This window comes from Blattabacterium cuenoti, assembly GCF_014251275.1.
GTDB lineage: Bacteria > Bacteroidota > Bacteroidia > Flavobacteriales > Blattabacteriaceae > Blattabacterium > Blattabacterium cuenoti_AG.
This window is the reverse complement of record NZ_CP059183.1, coordinates 223,766-245,463: the sequence shown is the minus strand read 5'-3', so window position 1 is coordinate 245,463 and position 21,698 is coordinate 223,766. Positions and strand designations below refer to the sequence as shown.

Here is a 21,698-nt window from a genome sequence, read left to right as displayed (position 1 = left end):
TTATTTATTTACAAGTAAAATCAATAATAATATAGAAAGTATTACTTGTATAATGAAAAAACGATTAAAAATTTTGTTTTCATGATACCCCAATTTTTGAAAATGATGATGAATAGGAGCCATTAGAAAAAATCTTTTTTCAATTCCGTATTTTGTTTTAAAGAATTTAAAATACAATACTTGTATAAATACTGAAAAATTTTCAATTATAAAAATTAGACCTAATATAGGTAAAAAAAATTCTTTCCTATTCATAATAGACAATGTTACAATTAAACTACCTATAGTAAGACTACCAGTATCTCCCATAAATATTTGTGCAGGATATGTATTGTACCAAAGAAAGCTTATCAAAGTTCCTAAAAAAGAAAAAGAAAAAACAATTGTCTCTTCTAAATTAGGAATATAGATTAAATGAAAAAATTTTGAAAAAATTTTATTACTAGAAATTGCAGAAAATAAAGATAATATTACAAATATAATTGTAGAAATTCCTGCTGTTAATCCATCTATTCCATCTGCAATATTAGATCCATTAGAGAAAAATATCATAATCATAACAACTATAGGAATAAAAACTATCCAAGTATATTTTTTTAGTTTATTATTATACCACCCTAATATACAAGAGTAATCAAATTCTTTTTCTTTTTTTGAGTATTTAGAAAGAAATTTTGGAATGTTTGTTGTAAATCCATTAATGTTAATGTTTTTATCATTAATATATATTATTTTTTTTCCATTTTCTTCCGTATGAAAATACATTGTAATTCCAATAAAAATACCTAATATTACTTGTCCCGATATTTTTCCTATAAAACTTAATCCTTTTTTGTTATATTTTATTTTTATGTAATCATCTATAAATCCTATAGTACCTATCCACAGCATATTAATAATTAATATAAGTATATATCTATTTTTAAATGAAGAAAACATAATTGTAGAAATCAATGTAGAAAATATAATAACAATACCTCCCATTGTAGGTACATTTGTTTTATTTTTTTCTCCAATAAGTCCAAGTTTACGAATGTTATCTATTATTTCAATTTTTTTTATGGAATTGAAATAAATAATTATTTTATAGGAAATGAAAGATATTATAAATGAGAAAAAAAAAGCCATTAAAGATCGGTAAAAAATAGTATTTGTATATAATATTTTGTATGTAAATAACGACACTTTCATTGTGTTATTTTTTATTTAAAAAATTTTTTATTATTTTTATATCATTAAAAGGATAACGGGATCCTTTTATTTCTTGATAATTTTCATGACCTTTTCCTGCTATTAAAATAATATATTTTTTATTTTTATTTGCAATTTTGATTGCAGTTTTTATAGCTTTTTTTCTACTTAAAATAGTTAATATAGGTTTTTTTTCAATATATGAACTAAAATTTTTCATATCCATAAATATTTTATATGGATCTTCTTCTCTAGGATTATCAGAAGTAAAAATAGAAATATCACATTCTTCATAAACAATTTTACCCATTAAAGATCGTTTTATAACATCTCTATTCCCTCCACATCCTATAACACAAATCAATCTTACATTTTTTTTTTTTATTTCTTTAATAGATTTTATAATTGTTTTTAATCCATTAGGATTATGAGCATAATCTACAATTACACGAATTCCTGAATTTGATAAAAATTGTTCAAAACGTCCATTTACTGGTTTAATTTCATTTATAATTTTTAAAATTTCATCTTTTTTTTTACCTAATAATATAGACGTAGCATAACTAGCTAAAATATTATATACATTAAATTTTCCTATTAAACTTGTAAATATTTTATGTCCATTAATCAAAATGGAACTCCCATAAAAATTAGTTTGTAAAATTTTTGCATTAAAATCAGCATTTTTTTTCAATCCATAAGAATATAATTTTGCTGAAATTTCTTTTATAATTTTATCATAATGTTTATCATCACAATTAATTAAAGCAAAAGATTTGTTGGGTAAACTATTGAAAAAAAACTTTTTAGTAAACAAATAATGATGAAATGATTTATGATAATCTAAATGATCATGTGTTATATTAGTAAATACACCGCCCTTAAATAACAATCCATAAATTCTTTTCTGATCAATTCCATGGGAACTGACCTCTATAAAAGCATATTTACATTTTTTTTTTATACCTAAATATAGGTATTTATTAATATCAATAATATTTGGAGTTGTATGTATAGTTTTATATTTATTGGATAATATTCTTATTTCTATTGTAGAAATAAGAATATTATCCTCTCCCATCTTATAGAATAATTGATGTAATATAGTTGCTATAGATGTTTTACCATTTGTCCCTGTAATTCCTATTAGTTTAATTTTTTTAGTTGGATTGTCATAAAAATTAGAAGATATAATCCCTAGAGATACAATAGTATTTTTAACAAGTATATATGTTATATTTTTATTAATACAAATAGGAATTTTTTCACATACAATTGTATTAGCGCCTCTTTTTATTGCTTCATTAATAAATTCATGTCCATCTGTTATTTCCCCTTTTTTTGCAAAAAACATAGAATTTTTTTTAACATTATTAGAATGTATATAAATTCCAACTATAAATTTATTAGAAATAAATCCTATTTTTTTTAGTATTGTTACATTTTTAAAAACGTTTTTCAATGTTTTTTTCATTCTTCTAGTTTTAGAAATATAACTTTATTTCTTTTTAATTTTTCTCCAGGTTTAATAGATTGATATATAACTTTTCCTATTCCTGTATATTTAACAATATATCCTTTGTTTTCAAAAATTGGTATAATTTCTTTACCTGGATATGATATAACATTAGGCATTAAACTTTTATTGAAAAATATTTTTTTGTATTCCAAAATTTTTCTTACAAAATTTTCTTTATTTTTATTGTTATCAATAAAAGTTTTTTTCTCCATTTTTTGATATATTGATTTAGCTATTTTATCAAATACTGGAACAGCTGTTTCTATTCCATAATATCCTTTTGATGGATTTGAAATTACAACAATACAAGAATACTTTGGATTTTTAGCCGGAAAATATCCTACAAATGAACTATTGTAATTCATGTATTTTTCCTTCATCCAATAATTTAATTGTGTAGTACCTGTTTTCCCGGCATATGGATATTCTGGATTATAATATTTCTTAGCAGTTCCATTTTTAACAACTCCTTCTAACATATTTTGAATTTTTTTTAGAGAAGAATGATCAGTTATAGATTTCTCTATAATTATAGGTTTTGTATATTTTTTTATGCTATTTCCTTTGTATTTTATTTCTGTTACGAATATTGGTTTTATCATTTTTCCTTCATTTGCTATGGCATTATAAAAAGTAAGTATTTGTAAAGGAGTTAATTTAACATTATACCCAAAAGTCATCCAAGGTAGTGTAATTTTATTCCAATTATCTTTTCCAGGTTTTGGTATAAATGGGATCCCTTCTCCAGGTAGGTCAATTCCTATCTTTTTATTTAGTTTCCACTTGTATAAGTGCTTAATAAATTCCGTTGGATTATTTTTATATTTATTGTAAATTATTTTCACTATTCCTACATTAGAAGAATTTTCTAGAATTTGTTTGATATTCATATTTTTATGTCCATTATAATGACTATCACGAATTACTTTCCCATTTATTTTAATAACTCCTCCTTGAAGATTAACCATCATATCTATATCTATTTTTTTATCCTCTAATGCTGCAAGAATAGCTATAGTTTTAAAAGTTGAGCCTGGTTCACTTCCTTCCCATATTGCAAAATTTCTTACATCAGAATAAGTGTTACTATTAATTTTTTCTAAATTTATTATAGCAGGTATTTTACCACTTTTTACATCCATTAAAATGACACAACCGTGATCTGCTTTAGATATGTATAATCTTTGAAGTAATGCATTATATGCTATTTCTTGTAATGATATGTCTATTGTAGAGTAAATATCTTTTCCATCTTCTGGATCTACATCATTCTTACATTTTAATGGTTTCCATATTTTATATCCAATTCTTTGTTCTAACCTTTTACCATCTTTTCCTTTTAAATATTTGCTGAAGGCTCCTTCCAATCCAATTTTTCCTCTATGATCATCATATCCAAGTGTTCTTCTTCCTATATCCTTTAATGTATATATTCTACATATTTTTTTTTCTACTATAAAACCCCCTTTTATTTTTCCTTCTCTGAAAATTGGAAAATTTTTTAATGTTTTTACATGTAAACTGTCTAAATTCTTTGCTAATAAGAAATATCTATTTTCATTATTTTTTTCATATATAAATTTTTTGTAGAAAAAGAAGAACGGTTTTTTTAATAAATATTCTAATGAATTACATAGAGATACAATATTTTTTTTAAAAAGTTTTTTAGATATTGATTTAAAGTCAATGTGAATATCATATTTTATTACAGACATAGCTAGTATTTTATTGTCTGATGAGTAAATATTTCCACGTTTAGCATGAATAAGATTAGTTCTAATTTTATTTTCTATAACAGATCTTTTATATAAGTTTGAATAATTTTGAATATGTAATAAGTTTAAAATAATTAATATAGAGATACATATGAATAAAAAACTAACTAAATATGATTTATATAATAAAATATATCTTTTTATTTTTATTTCCATATTTATTTTATCATACATACATTATTTATTAATTATTTTATTACTTTCATATTTTAATTCATATGGTGGACTATCTAAATGTTTTAACCTGTTAGATAATTTTTTTTTAAAAAAAGATTCCAATTGCATTTGTATATATTTACTGTGGATATAGGCATATTCTGATTTTAATTCTTTTATTTCTTCATTTATTTTATTCATCTTACGTATTTTATGATCCATTAGATGTGAACTAGTGATACTAATTAAGGATAATAAGGCTAGAAAAATTATAAAATTCCAACTTTTATAAGCATTTTTTTTAATTAAAAATTTTCCTTTTAGTATGTCTTTAATTGTACTTATATTATTTATCATTATATTTTTTCTGCAATTCTTAGTTTTGCACTTCTAGATTTTGAATTATTTTCAATTTCCTTTTTACTTGGTTTAAATACTTTTTTATTAATGATTTTGAATGATAGATTTTTAAAAAAATGTTTAATAATTCTATCTTCAGTAGAATGATATGATATAACTGCAATTCTGCCTTTTGAAGAAAGAATTTCATAGGATTTTAGTAAAAAATATTTTAAAATATTTATCTCATTGTTTACTTCTATTCGTATAGATTGAAACAATCTAGAGAAAAATCTTTTTCTTTTCTTGAAATTTCCTTTAATTAAAAAAAGATTCATTAATTCAAAATTAGTAATAATTTTTTTATCTTTTCTTTTTTTTATTATTATATCTGCTATTTTTATAGCATTTTTAAAATCTCCATACTCATGAAATATTTTATAAAGTTTTTGTTTAGAACTTTCATTAACAACATTTTGAGCAGAATAAGGTAGGTCTTGATTCATTCTCATGTCAAGAATACAATGTAACTTATAAGAAAAACCTCTTTTTGGATTTGATAACTGAAAAAAAGAACATCCTAAATCAATCAATATTCCTGATATTTTTCCTATTATTTTTTTATTTAAAATATCTTTAATATTAACAAAATTGTTGTGAAATAAATGTAATCGGGGATCTTTAATAAGATTACTTTTTATAGCATCTTTATCCTGGTCAATAGCAATTAATTTTGCATTTATATTTAATTTTTTAAGCATATATGATGAATGACCACCACCTCCAAACGTAGCATCTATATATATTCCATTTTTATCAGTAAGTAAATTATTTACACTTTTTTTTGTAAGTACTGGTTTATGAAAATATTTTATAATCATTTTTTTTTCTTCTTTCATATATGAAAAAATTTTTAATTATACAATAATCATAAATAATGTTTATATTTTTATATTATAAATTGTATTTTGTGTTTTTGGTTGTGTTATTGATTGTTGGTATTATATTTGGTATTATAATTAATTATGATTATACATATAACCTTTAACCTTATAAAGAATCCCAAAATATGATAATTATGGGATTATATTAATATAAAATAACATAAAAATTTAATTTAATATTTATTATTTTTATTATTATTGTATTTAATGATTATTTTATTTACAATTTATAATTATTCATGTTATATTAATTAATAAATTAATAATTAAAATTATTAAAAAAAAATGAATAATATTAGTTCATTTCAAATCCTACTATGTATATTTGACCATTTTGTTTAAAAACTTTTATTGTTACATCTCCTGAATAACCTTTTAAAACATTATTAACATCAATTGGCTTTTCCATATTTTTTCCATTAATAGATAATATTACATCTCCTTCTTCTATTCCTAGAGTACTTAATCTTCCACTTATTATTTCTTTAACTAAAATTCCATAATTAATTCCCAAATCTTTTTTATCTTTTAAAGAAATTTTTTCAAATGTTGCTCCTAAAATCTTAGATAGGAACATTTCTTCTTTTTTTCTTATTTTGGTTTTTCCTTGGAGATCTTTTAAGATAACATTAAAAATTTTATTATTTTCATTTCTATTAATCACTATTTTTATTTTATCTCCAGGATGTTTTGTTCCTATTATAAATGATAAATCTGCAATACCTTTTATTAATACTCCATCTATACTCTTTATTATATCTCCTGATTTTAGACCTGCATCACTTGCTCCACTTCCATCAAGTATTTCTATAATTAAAAATCCAGGTTGTGGTTTAATTTTTTTATTTGTTTTTATATTGAAATTTTTTAAATTAAAAGAATCTACTATTGATAAATCCATTCCCCTAATTCCTAAAAATGCACGTTGTACTTTCCCATATTTTTTAATATCTTGTATTACTTTTGCTACAAGATTAGAGGGAGCTGCAAAACTATATCCTATAAAATTTCCTGAAGAAGATGAAATAGCAGTATTTATTCCGATTAATTCTCCATTTGTATTTATTAATGCTCCACCACTGTTACCAGAGTTAACAGCAGCATCAGTTTGAAAAAAAGATTCAATAGCTGATTGATTATCTTCCCTTAAAATTCCTAAACTTCTATTTTTTGCACTAATAATTCCTGCAGTTACTGTGGAATTTAGATCAAATGGATTTCCAATTGCTAATACCCACTCACCTACTTTTACTTTATTAGAATCTGAAAAATAAATGAAAGGGAGATTTTTTTCATTTATTTTTAGTAAAGCTACATCTGTACTAGGATCAGTTCCTACTAATTTTGCATTATATGATCTTTGATCATTAAGTGTGACTTCTATTTTTTCAGCATCTTTTATAACATGGTTATTAGTTACAATATATCCATCTGGAGATATTATTACTCCTGATCCATGAAGTCCTGTAATATCATTTTTTTGATGTTTTCTTTCTCTGTTTCCAAAATTATCTGGAAAACCAAAAAAGAAATCAAATGGATCAGTGTTACTATTGTTGTTATATTTTCTTGAATAATTTTTTATATTAACTACTGCATGTATAGTTTTTTCTACAATTGTTGTAAAATCAGGATATTTTGTATAATTATTCCATGAAGTCTCTGATGATGTTAATTTATTTTTTGAAATAGGATGAGATGAAGAATATAATGGAAATCTAGAAATTTCTTCTTTATAATATTTACTATATGCAGCAATGCTAATTATTGAACTAACAAAACTACTAAGTATGATATAAAATACTATTTTTTTATTCATAAGAAAATACAAATTTTATACTTAAAAATTAAACTTAAAAACAAATATAGTGTAAAAATATTATAAGTATTACTGTATTATAATTTATAATTTATAGTTTTATAGAATAAAAAAATAAAAAATGTTAAATTCATTATTTTATGATTATTAAAATATGAAATTTAATTTTTTTAAATTAAACGGAACAGGTAATGATTTTATTTTAATAGATGAAAGAAAATATGAAATTAAAGATAAAAATCATTTTTTATTAAAGAAATTATGTAATAGAAATTTTGGAATTGGAGCAGATGGAATAATTATAATTAAAAAAGATTATGAATATGAAAGTGATTTTTATATGAAGTATTATAACTCCAATGGAAAGGAAAGTACAATGTGTGGAAATGGAGGAAGATGTGCTATTTTTTTCTGTAATAAATTTGGTGATTATAATAATGAAAAAGAAAAAAAAGAATTTTACTTTAGATCAATAGTAGGATGTCATCATGGTTTTACTAAAGGTAATAACTTAGTATCCATAAGATTAATAGATTTAGAAAAAAACAAGATAAAAATTAATTCAGATTATGTTTTCTTAAATACTGGATCCCCTCATCATATTTATTTTATAGATAAAAATAAAAAAAAACTAGAAAAAATCAATGTATATGAGGAAGGAAAAAGAATTAGATATGGTTCCCCTTATTTTAACAAAGGTGTAAATGTTAACTTTGTTCAAATAATTAATAATAATACTGTAAAAGTACGTACTTATGAACGTGGAATAGAAAATGAAACTTTATCTTGTGGAACTGGTGTAGTAGCATCAGTAATCGCGGCTTATGAAAAAAAAAAAATAAACACTGTAAAAAAAATTATAGTAAAGACTATGGGAGGTGATTTACTGGTATCTGTTGATAATGAAACAAATAAAAAATATGAAAAAATTTATTTGACTGGAAAAGTTAATTTTGTATTTAAAGGACTTTATTACGAAATATAAACAATATGAAAAAAAATTATTTAATTGATTCAGAATCTTTTGAGTTTATTGAAAATTATTTAAATAGTTTTTCACCATCAGGTGAAGAAAATCAAGGACAAAAAATATGGATGGATTATATTAATTCTTACGTAGAGAAAATAAATGTAGATTTATTCGGTACAGCAGTAGGAGTTATAAATTCAGATAATTCATATAAATTGGTTATTGAAGCACATGCTGATGAAATATCGTGGTATGTAAATTATATAACAAAAGATGGTATTATCTATGTATCTCGTAATGGAGGTTCAGATCATCAAATTGCTACATCTAAAAAAGTAGTAATACATACAGAAAAAGGTATAATATATGGAGTATTTGGATGGCCTGCAATTCATACTAGAAAATCTTTTGAAGAAAAATATCCTAAAATAGAAAATATTTTTGTTGATATAGGAGTATCAAGTAAAGAAGAAGCCATAAATATGGGAGTTCATGTAGGATGTATTATTACTTATCCTGATAAATTTTTTGTTATGAACAACAATTATTTTGTTTCTAGAGCATTAGATAATAAAATAGGAGGGTTTATTATTGCAGAAGTTGCTAGATTAATAACTAAAAACAATGTTAATTTAAAATATGGGTTATATGTTGTAAATTCTGTTCAAGAAGAAATTGGACTAAAAGGTGCAAAAATGATTTCTAGAAATATTAAGCCTAATGTAGCTATTGTTACAGATGTTACACATGATACTTCAATTTCTATGATTGATGAAAAAATTGAAGGAGATATAAAATGTGGATTAGGACCTGTTATTGTGTATTCTCAATCTATAAAAAGAAAAATTCGTAATTTTATTATTGAAACTGCTAATAACAATAAAATAGAATTTCAACGTTTAGTAACATCTAGATTAACAGGAACTGATGTTGATGCTTTTGCTTATTCAAATAAAGGGGTCTTATCTGCTTTAATATCACTTCCACTTAAATATATGCATACTACAGTAGAAATGGTTCATAAAAGAGATGTTGAGAAAACTATATCATTAATTTTTGAAACTTTATTAGAAATTAATAGAAATTTTGAAAATTTTTTCATTACCTAAATTTGAAGTGAATAATATCACCATCATTAATTAATGATTTTTTTCCTACTATAAGTATTTTTCCTAATGTTTTTATTTTTTCTTTTGATTTGTATGTAATGTAATCATTATAGTGTATAATTTCAGCTTTTATAAATCCTTTTTGTATATCTGTATGAATATAAGAAGATGCTTCATAAGCAGTACATGGAGTTGGAACTATCCATGATCGAATTTCATTTTTTCCTACTGTAAAAAAATTTTGTAAATGTAGTAAGTTTTGTATTTTTTTCATTATTTTTTCTATGTCATGTGGGGTAACATTTTTTAAAGGAAAAACATAAAGATCTGAATTTTGTTTTTCTATTATTTTTTTTATATCTTCTATATAAAAAATAGTTTTTTTATTTAATTCTGAGATATTATATATGTAAAGTATTGGTTTTATAGTTAATAACTGCAACCTGTTTGCATATTCTTTTTCATATTCTTTAGTAAATGGGTATGATCTAATATTTTGTCCTTTTTTTAAAAAAGATATAATATTTTTCAAAAAATTTTTATATTCATATAATTGTTTTTTTTTATAAATTTTTTTTAAAGTATTTTCCACAGTTTCTAAATCTTTTAACTGTAATTCCATATCTACAATTTCCTTATCTCTAATAGGATCTACCGTCCCTTCTACATGAGAAATTTCTGTATTATCAAAAAATCTTATCATATGAATTATTACATTAATTTCTCTTATATGAGATAAAAATTTATTTCCTAAACCTTCTCCCTTATGAGCTCCTTTAATTAATCCAGCTATATCTATTATTTTTATTTCAGATGGAGTAATTTTAGTAGAATTTACTATATTGTTTAGTACTTTTAATCTATTATCTGGAATCTTTATAATTCCATAATTAGGTTCTATAGTACAAAATGGAAAATTTTCTGATAGTACTCTAGAATTAGAAATAATATTAAAAAATGTAGATTTTCCAATATTAGGAAGACCAATAATTCCACATTTCATGATTTAATTATTTTTTTTCAATTAATTAATTAAATTAATTGAAAATTTGATTATAATTATATATGTGTGAAGAAAAACAATTTCCATTTTGGGAACATATTGAAGAACTTAGAAAACATATTATACATTGTTTTTTTGCTATTGTTATTACTACAATTGTTTTAATGAATAATAAAAACATTATATTTGATAGTATCATCTTCGGTCCAGCTAAAAAAGATTTTATTACTTATCGTTTATTTTCTAATTTTACAAGAAATTTTTTAGGATTTAATTTTAAACCTATCTTATTTTTATCTAAAAACTTGGAAATTCAAAATAGGAAAATATTTGGGCAATTTAATACATACATATTTACTTGTATTATAGGTGGAATAATTTTATCATTTCCATATATTTTATATGAGTTTTGGAGGTTTGTAAAACCTGCACTTTCTAAAAAAGAGAAAAAATATTCTAAAGGAATTATAGGGATAATATCACTATTATTTATTAGTGGGGTATTATTTGGATACTATATATTATTTCCATTTTTAATTAATTTTGGATATTTTTTCAAAATTAGTTCATTACCTAAAAATATTTTTGATTTATCTGATTATATTTCTTTGATTATATATTCTGTTTTTTCTATGGGTATTATTTTTTTATTTCCATTTTTCATATTTTTTTTATCTAAAATAAAAATAATATCTTATATTTTTTTAAAAAAAAATAGAAAGTATGCTATACTTATAATGTTAATTATTGCTTCTGCAATTACTCCTGGAGATATTTTAAGTACAATTATAGTTTTTGTTCCTCTTTTAATTTTATATGAAATTAGTATATATATTTCTTATTATGCAATAAAAAAATAAAAAAACAAACCTCTAGTTATAAAATAAACAAGAGGTTTAATATTATTTTATTTATGTACATTATGTACAATATATTTTACTTTATTTGTTTTTTTTTGTTTTATTATTTGTATCTGTTTTTTTTGTTATAGTTTGATTTTTATTTTTGTTGTTTTTGTTGTTATTACTACTACTTATTTTTTTTTCTTTAGTATTAGTAGTTATCTTTCTATTTTTTTTAGTTATTACTCTACTTCTTACTCTTCCTCTAACTATATTTTTTCTTCTTCCTCTAACTACATTTTTTCTTCTTCCTCTAACTACACTTTTTCTTCTTCCTCTAACTATACTTTTTCTTCTTCCTTTGACCACACTTTTTCTTCTTCCTCTAACTACACCTTTACCTCTTCCTCTAACTACACCTTTACCTCTTCCTCTAACTACACTTTTACCTCTTCCTCTAACTACACTTTTACCTCTTCCTCTAACTATATTTTTACCTCTAACTACACTCTTACCTCTTCCTCTAACTACACTTTTACCTCTTCCTCTAACTACATTTTTACCTCTTCTTCTAACTACATTTTTACCTCTTCTTCTAACTGGTGTTTTTCTTCTAACTGGGACTCTTTTTCTAACTGGTGCTTTTCTTCTAACTGGAGTTCTTCTTCTAACTGGTACTTTTCTTCTAACTAGTGCTTTTCTTCTAACTGGTGCTTTTCTTCTAATTTGTGCTTTTCTTCTAACTGGTGTTTTTCTTCTAACTGCTGATTTTCCTCTAATTGAGACTCTTCCTCTAACTGGGGCTCTTCCTCTTCCTCTAACTGGGGCTCTTCCTCTTCCTCTAACTGGGGCCCTTCCTCTTCCTCTAACTGGGGCCCTTCCTCTTCCTCTAACTGGGGCTCTTCCTCTTCCTCTAACTGGGGCCCTTCCTCTTCCTCTAACTGGGGATCTTCCTCTTCCTCTAACTGTAGCTCTTCCTCTTCCTCTAACTGGAGCTCTTCCTCTTCCTCTAACTGGAACTCTTCCTCTTCCTCTAACTGGAACTCTTCCTCTACTACTTTTAGTTTTAATTCCTTTAGGTGTTTTATTTTTAGAACTTATTACTTTATTCTTTCCTTTATTTACATTAGAAATATTTTTTGGAATATTTTTATTTGATATTATTACTCCTTTTCCTTTAGCTTTAGGTTTAATAATTTCTTTAACTATTGTTTTTTTTACATTAGTATTTAGAATAGATGGGATAGTTTTCCCATTTGGAATTATAGTAGGAATATTTTCATTTATAGAAGGAGTAAAATTAAATGTTGTACTATTTTTAGTTGGGACAGTAGGATTTTTTTTAACATAAACAGATTCTGGACAACCTTGAAATTCTTTTAATCCATATGTTTTTGGACATAAATCATCTTTATCTAAAACGCCATCTTTATCTATATCTGAATTTAAGTTAATTATTTCATTATTGTTTTTACTATTGATAATATTATTATCATCACTATTTTCATTATCAATTATTACCTTATTTTTATCTCTTGAATTTTTATTATCATTATTACAACAATTAACGTTACTATTATTAGTATTAGTAGTATTAGTATTAGTATTTAATATTTTAGTTTTAGAAATAGATTTATTCTTTTTATTAGTAGTAGTTTTAGTTTTTTTAGATTTTCCTTTATTACTGTGAATAACAGAATGTTTATGTTCATATTTATTATCAATTGAACTTACTTTTTTGTTTTTATTTTTTTTATATAATATGTTAGTATTTCTATTTTTTATTATATCATCTATATCATGTAAACTACCAAAACGGAAAATTAATCCAATATTGTGTTTCCAAAAATCTAAATAATTTGGAGATTTATTTTCAAATACATGATTATATGTACTTTGTAAATTCAATCCTAAATTTGGAATCATCCAAAAATTTACACCTAATCCTCCATCTACTACAGCAAAGTTTTTATTTTCAGTTTTAAATAGATGTTTTTCTGAAATTGATAATTCTTTATCTACATATTTATTAAATTTGTGATAACCTCCACCTATTCTAATATAAGGATCAATTTTATGGTTTGGATATACATGGAAGGTTACACCTTTAGTAAGGTTAATAAATAAAGAATCTTCTATATCCCATCTTCGATTATCTACCAATCCTAATGATGCATCTAAGCAAATTCCAACATATTTGTTTATATCATATCCTAATCCAACATTTGAAATTACTGGATCAATACTATGGTACTTTTTATCAAAATTACCTTTAAAAGGCGAATTAGTAGGAAAATAATTTACATCATGTGTTCCTAATCGCAAATACAAATTTTCTTCAGATTCTTTTTCTTTCGAATTAGAAAAAACAGAACTAGAAGAAAAAAAAGTAAATAACAAAATAATAATAAAAAAATTCATGTTTTTCATAAAACTATAATTTCTTTAAACTTCTCTAATAAATAAATATAAATAAAATAGTAATCTAGTAATCGATTTTGTTTAAAAAAATAAAATAAAATTTTTCATTAACATTACATATTATTCATTACTTTATTTTATTTTTTTGTTTATTGATTTAATACAATTGATACAATAAATAATTTTTTTTTCTTTATACTTTTTTAAATTTTTGAATACGAACAAATATATATAATTAATTAAATTAATTAAACAAAATTTAATTAAAAAATTGTTTCATTTCTCTTGTTAAATATTTTTTCTTTAAAATTTCACGTTTATCATAATCTTTTTTACCTTTTGCTAAAACTATTTTCATTTTTATATAACCTTTTTTACTAAAAAACAATTCTATTGGTATTATAGTTATTCCTGGATTTATTAATTTTTTATTAATTCTAATCAATTCTTTTTTATTTAATAATAATTTTCTAATTCTGTTTGGTTCATGATTATTGATCTTTCCAAATTCATATTCAGCGATATACATATTTACTGAAAATAATTCTCCATTTATTATTTTACAAAAACTTTCTGTTATATTTACTTTTTTTTTCTTTATAGATTTTACTTCTGTTCCAAGTAATTCAATCCCAGCAACATAATATTCTAAAAAATGATATTTAAATCTTGCTTTTCTATTTACTATTAGTATACTAATACTCATAATTAATTATTAATTTTGTTTTTTTAAAATAATTATATAATTAATCTAATTAATTATTTTAAAACAAAAATAAAATAAAATGAATGTAAGTTATTTAAATGATTTATGCTGTCAAATACGTAGAGATATATTAAGAATGGTTAATGATGCAAAATCTGGACATCCAGGTGGATCTTTAGGATGTGTAGAATATTTTGTTGCATTATATAAAAAAATTATGAATTATAATCCAAAAAAATTTACTATGAAGGGAAAAGGAGAAGATCTATTTTTTTTATCTAACGGACATATTTCACCAGTATACTACAGTATATTAGCTCGTACAGGTTTTTTCTCAGTTAAAGAACTTTCTTCTTTTAGAAAATTAAATTCTCGTTTACAAGGACATCCTTCTGTCAATAAAAATTTACCTGGTATACGAATTTCTTCTGGATCACTTGGACAAGGGATGTCTGTAGCTATTGGTTCCGCTTTAGCAAAAAAATTAGAAAGAGAGTTTGATTCATTAGTTTATAGTTTACATGGAGATGGTGAATTAAATGAAGGACAAATTTGGGAAGCAGTATTGTATGCTGGATCTAGAAATATAGATAATTATATTGCAACTGTAGATTATAATGGACAACAAATAGATGGATCAACAAATAAAGTTTTACCTCTTGGAAATCTTAAAAAAAAATTTGAATCTTTTGGATGGGATGTAATAGAAGAATTAGAAGGAAATAACATTGTAAGTGTAATTAATGTTTTAAAAAACGCAAGAAAAAGAACAAAAAAAAACAAACCAGTTATTATAATATTGTATACAAAAATGGGATATGGAGTTGATTTTATGAGTAAAGATAATACTTGGCATGGAAAATATCCTAATGAAGATGAATTAAAAAAAGCTCTTAAACAATTACCTGAAAGTTTCTTAGGGGACTATCCAATAAAAAAAAATTTATAATATGAAAATATACAAAAGTTTTGAATTAAAAGAAACAAGAGCAGGATTTGGAAAAGCTTTAACTTTTCTAGGTGAAAAAAATAGAAGAATTGTTGCTTTATGTGCAGATCTGACTAATTCTTTATTTATGAATGAATTTTCAAAAAAATATCCTGAACGATTTTTTCAAATTGGAATAGCAGAAGCAAATATGATTGGTATAGCAGCGGGATTGAGTATTGCAGAATATATTCCTTTTGTTGGAACATTTGCAAATTTTGCAACTTCTAGAGTATACGATCAAATTAGACAATCTATTTCTTATTCTAATAAAAATGTAAAAATATGTGCTTCTCATTCTGGATTAACTTTAGGAGAAGATGGTGCTACTCATCAAAGTTTAGAAGATATAGGATTAATGAAAATGTTACCTGGAATGACTGTTATTAATACTTGTGATTATAATCAAACATATGCAGCAACAATAGCTATATCTGTATTTTCAGGCCCAATATATTTACGATTTGGGCGCCCTAAAGTAACAAATTTTACAGACAAAAATCAAATATTCGAAATAGGAAAAGCTATAGTTTTAACAGAAGGTAAAGATGTAACTATTGTTAGTACAGGTCATTTAGTTTGGGAAGCACTGGAAGCTTCTAAATTATTATATGAAAAAAAAGGAATTGAAAGTGAAGTAATAAATATACATACTATTAAACCATTAGATGAATCTACAATATTAAAATCTATTAATAAAACTAAATGTATTGTAACTGCTGAAGAACATAATTATTTTGGAGGATTAGGTGAAAGTATTGCAAGAATTTTGACAACTAATAATTGTTGTATCCCCCAAAATTTTGTTGCAGTTAATGATACTTTTGGAGAAAGTGGAAAGCCCCTAGAACTATTAAAAAAATATAATATTGATCGTAATGCTATAATAGATAATGTAAATATTGTTTTGGAAAGAAAAGAAAAAATAAAAAAATTATAATATAAAACTATAGTAAAAAAAATAATACTATACTATAACTATATAACTAGTAATAGTATATAATTTAAAATTAACGTAATACTAAATACTATATGTATTCTTATATTAATGTTTGCAAAAAAACTGATAATTTACATGGTTCTATATATATAACCGGTTCAAAAAGTATCTCTAATAGACTTTTAATTTTAAAAGCTATTTATGGAAACGATATTTATATAGATAATATTTCAGATTGTGATGATACAAATATTTTGAAAAAAAGTTTAATTAGCACTTCAAATATATTGGATATAAATCATGCTGGAACTGCAATGCGCTTTTTAACTTCTTATTTATCTATACAAGAAAAAAAAGAAGTCATTCTAACTGGATCAAATAGAATGAAAGAAAGACCAATTTCTGTTCTTGTAGATTCTTTAATAAAATTAGGAGCTAAAATTGATTATTTAGAAAAAATAGGTTTTCCTCCAATTAAAATATTTGGAAAAAAAATATTAGGAGGTAAAATTACAATAGATGCAAAAATAAGTAGTCAGTATATTAGTTCTTTAATGTTAATAGCTAGTAAATTTGAAAATGGATTAAAAATATTTTTAGAAAACCACATAACATCTCTTCCTTATATAAAAATGACATTTGATTTATTAATATCTTCAGGCATTATAGCAACTTGGACAAACAAAATGATTCATATTTATCCAGGAAAGAAAATTGGTAAAAAATATTTCAAAGTAGAATCTGATTGGAGTTCTGCTTCATATTATTATTCTATGGTAAGTATTTCTAAAAATAGTAATGTTACTTTATATTCATATAATAAAAAAAGTTTACAAGGAGATAAAATGATTTCCACTATATATAAAAAATATTTTGGAATATCAACTATATTTAATAATAATGAAATAAAATTGGTAAAAAATATTAATTTTTATCATAAAAAATATATAGAATTAAATTTAAATGAAACACCTGATATTGCACAAACTATTGCAGTTACTTGTGCTTCCCTCGGAATAAAATGTAAATTAAAAGGATTAGAAACTTTAAGAATCAAAGAAACGGATAGATTAGAAGCTTTGAAAAAAGAACTACTAAAATTTGGAATTATAACAAACATTACAAATTATGATTTTGAAATTAAAGATTTTTATAAAAATTATAAAGAAAAAAAATTACCTATAGAAGTTAAAACATATCAAGATCATAGAATGGCTATGTCTTTTACAACTTTTGCATTATGTTGTTTTTCTTTAAAAATAGAAGAACCATATGTAGTAAATAAGTCGTATCCTAATTTTTGGAAAGATTTAAAACATTTAAGTTTTTCAATTACAATGTAATGTATAAATTTTACCATAAAAAAAATATTATTTTTTTTTTTAAAAAAAATACTTAATTTGTATTTTGTAACTATTGGCCCATTCGTCTATTGGTTAGGACCTCAGGTTTTCATCCTGGAAAGAGGGGTTCGATTCCCCTATGGGCTATATAAATATAAAATAGTATTATAAAAAATTAATTTGTACTTATAATGGCAAACCACTTATCTTCTTTTAAGAGAATTAGACAAAATTATGTAAGGCGATTACGTAATAGATATGTACATAAAAGTACAAAAACAGCTATAAAAAAATTATTACAGAATAAAAATAAAAAAGATTTGCATTTAGTAATATCTATGATCGACAAACTATCTAAAAAAAAAATTATTCATATTAATAAAGCTTCCAGATGGAAAAATAAATTATTAAAAAAACTTTCTTTATAATATAATTTTATTTTTATTGTTACTATTTCTATCATATTATTGTAGTGTTTGTTATATTATTGCATGTTATCTAAATAATACACAATTTTTTATTACTTATGATGTATAATGAAAAATAGCTATCCTATAGGAATTTTTGATTCTGGAATAGGAGGTCTTGTTATAGCTAAAGAAATAAAAAAACAAATGCCAAATGAGAATATTATTTATTTTGGAGATACTAAAAATATGCCATATGGAGAAAAATCTAAAAAATTCATTATAGAAAAATCCATTAAAATGGTATCTTTTCTTTATGAAAAAAAATGTAAAGCCATAGTAATAGCATGTAATTCAATTACTTCTAACGCTTTAGAAATTATTAAAGAAAAATTTAAAAAAAAAATATTAATTTTCGATGTTATAAATCCAGTAATAAAAAATAAAATTTTTTTTTCTTTTAAAAGAATAGGAATAATTGGAACTACAGCAACCATAAATTCAAATTTTTATATTAAAAATATAATAAAATATTATCATCATTTAAACATTATTTCAATATCAATCCCATTTCTAGCTCTTTTAATAGAAAAAGGAACAAATATAAAAATAATGAATTTTTTTTTAAAAAATTATTTAAATACTCTAAAGTCAATAGATGCCTTGTTATTAGCTTGTACTCATTATTTATTTATTAAACAAGAATTTGAAAAATTTTATCATGGAAAAGTCCATTTAATTGATATACAAACTATAGTAGTAAAAGAAATAAAAAAAAAATTGTATGATAAAGATATGTTATGCATAACTCCTATATCTTTATGGAAAGAAAAAATAATATTTTATACGTCTAGTTCTATTCCTTGTTTTTTTTATAAAAAAGTAAAGTGTCTTTTTGGAAAAAATGTATTTATAAATATTCATGTAATTTAGTTTTTTCTGAGTTGGGCATCAATTACAGCTATAGTAGATAGATTTACAATTTCTTCTATACTAGATTGCATTTGCATTACATGAACTGGTTTTCTCATTCCTAGCATTACAGGTCCTATTATCTTAACATCTCCTAACCCTCTAATAAATTTATATGTTAAGTTTCCTGATTCAAGATTAGGAAAAATAAATATATTTGCTTTTTTCTTTACAAGTTTTGAAAAAGGAAACTTACTAGATAATAAAAATTCATTTAAAGCAAAATCAGGTTGTAACTCTCCATCTACTATAAGATTAGGATATTTTTTATGCAAGAATGAAACTGTTTTTGACATTTTACATGATATTTTTGAATTTGAAGAAAAATTTTGAAAAGAAAGCATTGCTATATGTGGTTCTATATCAAACCATTTTACTACACTAGCTGCCATAATGGCTATTCTTGCTAATTCTTCACTATTAGGATCTGGTATTACAGCTGTATCTGCTAAAAATAATGGCCCCTTTTTAGATAGTAAAATCATCATACCTGCTATTTTACGAATTGAATTTGAACTACCTATAACTTCTAACATAGGACGTAAACTTAATGAAAAATTCCTAGAGTAACCTGTAATTACTGCATCTGCTTCTTTTTGATCAACCATCATTGCACCAAAATAGTCAATAGTCCTCATACGTATTTTAGAATCATATAAAGTTATACCTTTTCTATTTCTTTTTTTCCAAAACATTGTTGCATAACATTCTACTTTTTTTCTATTTTCTTCTTTTTCCGGATCTATAATGTTTAGTTCAATGTTTAATTTATTTTCTTTTATTATTTTTTTTATACGTGTTTCGTTCCCTAAAACTATAGGATCATGAATAATACCTTCTTCGTTAAGAATTTGTACTGATTTAATAATATCATATTCTTCTCCATTACAAAACACAATTTTTTTAGGATCTGTTTTTGCCCTATTTTGAATCATTCTAAGAATTTTACTTTCAAAACCCATTCTATCAAGTAATTTTTCTTTATATGAATTCCAATCTAATATAGGATTTTTTGCTACTCCAGATTCCATAGCGGCTTTAGCAACAGCTGGGGATACACGGGATATCAATCTATTATCAAAAGGTTTTGGAATTATATATTCTTTTCCAAAAGAAATATTTTTTTTATTATAAACAATATTAACCTGTTCTGGAACAGTTTCTTTTGCTAAAGATGCTATTGCATGTATAGCAGCTAATTTCATTTCATCGTTAATAACACTTGCTTGTACATCCAATGCTCCTCTAAATATATAAGGAAATCCTAATACATTGTTAACTTGATTAGGATAATCACTTCTTCCAGTTGCCATAATTATATCTGGACGTATTTTTACTGCTAAATTGTAATCTATTTCTGGTTCAGGATTAGCCATAGCAAATACAATAGGATTTTTTGCCATACTCTTTAACATTTTAGTAGTAAGGATCCCACCTGTAGATAAACCAATAAATACATCTGCATTTTTAATTGCCTGTTCTAATCTTTGTATTGGATAAACATTTACACAAAATTCTTTTTTTTCATCATTTAAATCATTTCTAGAAAAGTGTAATAATCCTTTACTATCAAACATAAGAATATTTTTACGATTAACTCCAAGTTTTTTATATATTCTTGTACAAGAAATAGCTGCAGCACCAGCTCCATTAACTACCACTTTAATATTATTAATGTTTTTTTTTACATAATAAATTGCATTTAATAATGCTGCTCCTGAAATAATAGCAGTTCCATGTTGATCATCATGCATTACTGGAATTTCTAATTCTTCTTGTAGTCTTCTTTCTATTTCAAAAGCTTCTGGAGCTTTAATATCTTCTAAATTAATACCTCCAAAAGTAGGAGATAATGATTTTACTATTTCTATAAATTTATCTGTATTAGATTCATTAATTTCAATGTCAAATACATCAATATCAGAAAATATTTTAAATAAAAGGGCTTTACCTTCCATTACTGGTTTAGATGCTAAAGCCCCTATATTTCCAAGACCTAATACTGCAGTTCCATTAGTAATAACTGCTACAAGATTTCCTTTAGAAGTGTATTTGTATGCATTTATAGGAGAAATAGCAATTTCTTTACATGGTTCAGCAACTCCTGGAGAATAAGCAAGAGATAAATCTCTTTGATTATCATATTTTTTTGTGGGTGAAATTTGTATTTTTCCTGAAGGAAATTCACTATGATAATTCAACGATTCTTCACGAAGATTGTTTATTTTTTTCTTCATAATTTAAATAATATTTT

Annotated in this window: 18 protein-coding genes and 1 tRNA gene; 9 read left to right on the top strand and 10 right to left on the bottom strand. The window is 23.4% G+C overall.

Translation table 11 applies throughout. The features are described 5' to 3' along the window. The 6 genes from H0H76_RS01155 to H0H76_RS01130 all read right to left on the bottom strand — a co-directional run bounded on the left by H0H76_RS01155 (position 1) and on the right by H0H76_RS01130 (position 7,743). Positions 1-1,128, bottom strand: coding sequence for a phospho-N-acetylmuramoyl-pentapeptide-transferase (locus tag H0H76_RS01155; protein WP_238783896.1), 1,128 nt, complete (start codon positions 1,126-1,128; stop codon positions 1-3). Positions 1,129-1,195: 67 nt separating this feature from the next. Next, complete coding sequence (locus H0H76_RS01150) at positions 1,196-2,665, bottom strand: UDP-N-acetylmuramoyl-L-alanyl-D-glutamate--2,6-diaminopimelate ligase (protein ID WP_185855711.1); 1,470 nt, start codon at positions 2,663-2,665, stop codon at positions 1,196-1,198. Next, positions 2,662-4,659 (bottom strand): penicillin-binding protein, encoded by a 1,998-nt coding sequence (locus tag H0H76_RS01145; protein WP_238783895.1) that lies wholly within the window; start codon positions 4,657-4,659, stop codon positions 2,662-2,664. The genes H0H76_RS01150 and H0H76_RS01145 overlap by 4 nt, the downstream gene beginning before the upstream one ends. 3 nt (positions 4,660-4,662) lie before the next feature. Further along, positions 4,663-4,998: an FtsL-like putative cell division protein gene (locus tag H0H76_RS01140; protein WP_185855709.1), complete on the bottom strand. Its 336-nt coding sequence runs from the start codon at positions 4,996-4,998 to the stop codon at positions 4,663-4,665. Continuing rightward, complete coding sequence (gene rsmH, locus H0H76_RS01135; protein WP_238783894.1) at positions 4,998-5,879, bottom strand: 16S rRNA (cytosine(1402)-N(4))-methyltransferase RsmH; 882 nt, start codon at positions 5,877-5,879, stop codon at positions 4,998-5,000. Before rsmH ends, H0H76_RS01140 begins: the two co-directional genes overlap by 1 nt. Positions 5,880-6,219: 340 nt before the next feature. Next, positions 6,220-7,743 carry a trypsin-like peptidase domain-containing protein gene (locus H0H76_RS01130; RefSeq protein WP_185855708.1) on the bottom strand — a complete coding sequence of 508 codons (1,524 nt, stop codon included), beginning with the start codon at positions 7,741-7,743 and terminating at the stop codon, positions 6,220-6,222. A 154-nt stretch (positions 7,744-7,897) separates the two neighbouring features. Here H0H76_RS01130 and dapF point away from each other — a divergent pair, with 154 nt between their 5' ends. Together dapF and H0H76_RS01120 are read left to right on the top strand one after the other, a co-directional pair. Further along, the gene (dapF, locus tag H0H76_RS01125; RefSeq protein ID WP_185855707.1) at positions 7,898-8,728 is read left to right on the top strand and encodes a diaminopimelate epimerase; all 831 of its coding nucleotides are present in this window, start codon (positions 7,898-7,900) and stop codon (positions 8,726-8,728) included. 5 nt (positions 8,729-8,733) lie between these two features. After that, complete coding sequence (locus tag H0H76_RS01120; RefSeq protein ID WP_185855706.1) at positions 8,734-9,822, top strand: zinc-binding metallopeptidase family protein; 1,089 nt, start codon at positions 8,734-8,736, stop codon at positions 9,820-9,822. Here H0H76_RS01120 and H0H76_RS01115 read toward each other — a convergent pair. Next, entirely contained in the window at positions 9,815-10,825 is a 1,011-nt protein-coding gene (locus H0H76_RS01115; RefSeq protein ID WP_185855705.1) for a DUF933 domain-containing protein, read from the bottom strand. The two genes, H0H76_RS01120 and H0H76_RS01115, sit on opposite strands and share 8 nt — an antisense overlap. Positions 10,826-10,887: 62 nt before the next feature. Between H0H76_RS01115 and tatC the strand changes: the two genes are divergently transcribed. Next, entirely contained in the window at positions 10,888-11,685 is a 798-nt protein-coding gene (gene tatC / locus H0H76_RS01110; protein WP_185855704.1) for a twin-arginine translocase subunit TatC, read from the top strand. Positions 11,686-11,766: 81 nt separating this feature from the next. On the opposite strand, the gene H0H76_RS01105 is transcribed toward tatC, so the two are convergent. Together H0H76_RS01105 and smpB are read right to left on the bottom strand one after the other, a co-directional pair. After that, positions 11,767-14,088, bottom strand: a complete 2,322-nt coding sequence (locus tag H0H76_RS01105) for an outer membrane beta-barrel protein (RefSeq protein ID WP_185855703.1) — start codon at positions 14,086-14,088, stop codon at positions 11,767-11,769. 259 nt (positions 14,089-14,347) lie between these two features. Next, the gene (gene smpB, locus H0H76_RS01100) at positions 14,348-14,794 is read right to left on the bottom strand and encodes an SsrA-binding protein SmpB (RefSeq protein ID WP_238783893.1); all 447 of its coding nucleotides are present in this window, start codon (positions 14,792-14,794) and stop codon (positions 14,348-14,350) included. Between the two features lie 79 nt (positions 14,795-14,873). On the opposite strand from smpB, the gene H0H76_RS01095 reads away from it, so the two are divergent. The 6 genes from H0H76_RS01095 to murI all read left to right on the top strand — a co-directional run bounded on the left by H0H76_RS01095 (position 14,874) and on the right by murI (position 19,405). Then, positions 14,874-15,743 carry a transketolase gene (locus H0H76_RS01095; RefSeq protein ID WP_185855702.1) on the top strand — a complete coding sequence of 290 codons (870 nt, stop codon included), beginning with the start codon at positions 14,874-14,876 and terminating at the stop codon, positions 15,741-15,743. Position 15,744: 1 nt separating this feature from the next. Beyond that, positions 15,745-16,722 (top strand): transketolase family protein, encoded by a 978-nt coding sequence (locus tag H0H76_RS01090; protein ID WP_185855701.1) that lies wholly within the window; start codon positions 15,745-15,747, stop codon positions 16,720-16,722. 92 nt (positions 16,723-16,814) lie between these two features. After that, positions 16,815-18,065, top strand: a complete 1,251-nt coding sequence (locus H0H76_RS01085; protein WP_185855700.1) for a 3-phosphoshikimate 1-carboxyvinyltransferase — start codon at positions 16,815-16,817, stop codon at positions 18,063-18,065. A gap of 75 nt (positions 18,066-18,140) precedes the next feature. Further along, positions 18,141-18,212 (top strand) — tRNA-Glu (locus H0H76_RS01080). Positions 18,213-18,256: 44 nt separating this feature from the next. Next, positions 18,257-18,493: a 30S ribosomal protein S20 gene (rpsT, locus tag H0H76_RS01075; RefSeq protein WP_185855699.1), complete on the top strand. Its 237-nt coding sequence runs from the start codon at positions 18,257-18,259 to the stop codon at positions 18,491-18,493. A 108-nt stretch (positions 18,494-18,601) separates the two neighbouring features. Beyond that, positions 18,602-19,405 carry a glutamate racemase gene (gene murI / locus H0H76_RS01070; protein ID WP_185855698.1) on the top strand — a complete coding sequence of 268 codons (804 nt, stop codon included), beginning with the start codon at positions 18,602-18,604 and terminating at the stop codon, positions 19,403-19,405. Here murI and H0H76_RS01065 read toward each other — a convergent pair. Next, the gene (locus H0H76_RS01065; RefSeq protein ID WP_185855697.1) at positions 19,402-21,681 is read right to left on the bottom strand and encodes an NADP-dependent malic enzyme; all 2,280 of its coding nucleotides are present in this window, start codon (positions 21,679-21,681) and stop codon (positions 19,402-19,404) included. The two genes, murI and H0H76_RS01065, sit on opposite strands and share 4 nt — an antisense overlap. Positions 21,682-21,698 lie beyond the last annotated feature (17 nt).

What these genes read in the sequence shown, in the direction of transcription:
- H0H76_RS01155 (WP_238783896.1), bottom strand. Translation starts at nt 1,128, where the DNA reads ATGGCTTTTTTTTTCTCATTTATAATATCTTTCATTTCCTATAAAATA.
- H0H76_RS01150 (WP_185855711.1), bottom strand. Translation starts at nt 2,665, where the DNA reads ATGAAAAAAACATTGAAAAACGTTTTTAAAAATGTAACAATACTAAAA.
- H0H76_RS01145 (WP_238783895.1), bottom strand. Translation starts at nt 4,659, where the DNA reads ATGTATGATAAAATAAATATGGAAATAAAAATAAAAAGATATATTTTA.
- H0H76_RS01140 (WP_185855709.1), bottom strand. Translation starts at nt 4,998, where the DNA reads ATGATAAATAATATAAGTACAATTAAAGACATACTAAAAGGAAAATTT.
- rsmH (WP_238783894.1), bottom strand. Translation starts at nt 5,879, where the DNA reads ATGAAAGAAGAAAAAAAAATGATTATAAAATATTTTCATAAACCAGTA.
- H0H76_RS01130 (WP_185855708.1), bottom strand. Translation starts at nt 7,743, where the DNA reads ATGAATAAAAAAATAGTATTTTATATCATACTTAGTAGTTTTGTTAGT.
- dapF (WP_185855707.1), top strand. Translation starts at nt 7,898, where the DNA reads ATGAAATTTAATTTTTTTAAATTAAACGGAACAGGTAATGATTTTATT.
- H0H76_RS01120 (WP_185855706.1), top strand. Translation starts at nt 8,734, where the DNA reads ATGAAAAAAAATTATTTAATTGATTCAGAATCTTTTGAGTTTATTGAA.
- H0H76_RS01115 (WP_185855705.1), bottom strand. Translation starts at nt 10,825, where the DNA reads ATGAAATGTGGAATTATTGGTCTTCCTAATATTGGAAAATCTACATTT.
- tatC (WP_185855704.1), top strand. Translation starts at nt 10,888, where the DNA reads ATGTGTGAAGAAAAACAATTTCCATTTTGGGAACATATTGAAGAACTT.
- H0H76_RS01105 (WP_185855703.1), bottom strand. Translation starts at nt 14,088, where the DNA reads ATGAATTTTTTTATTATTATTTTGTTATTTACTTTTTTTTCTTCTAGT.
- smpB (WP_238783893.1), bottom strand. Translation starts at nt 14,794, where the DNA reads ATGAGTATTAGTATACTAATAGTAAATAGAAAAGCAAGATTTAAATAT.
- H0H76_RS01095 (WP_185855702.1), top strand. Translation starts at nt 14,874, where the DNA reads ATGAATGTAAGTTATTTAAATGATTTATGCTGTCAAATACGTAGAGAT.
- H0H76_RS01090 (WP_185855701.1), top strand. Translation starts at nt 15,745, where the DNA reads ATGAAAATATACAAAAGTTTTGAATTAAAAGAAACAAGAGCAGGATTT.
- H0H76_RS01085 (WP_185855700.1), top strand. Translation starts at nt 16,815, where the DNA reads ATGTATTCTTATATTAATGTTTGCAAAAAAACTGATAATTTACATGGT.
- rpsT (WP_185855699.1), top strand. Translation starts at nt 18,257, where the DNA reads ATGGCAAACCACTTATCTTCTTTTAAGAGAATTAGACAAAATTATGTA.
- murI (WP_185855698.1), top strand. Translation starts at nt 18,602, where the DNA reads ATGAAAAATAGCTATCCTATAGGAATTTTTGATTCTGGAATAGGAGGT.
- H0H76_RS01065 (WP_185855697.1), bottom strand. Translation starts at nt 21,681, where the DNA reads ATGAAGAAAAAAATAAACAATCTTCGTGAAGAATCGTTGAATTATCAT.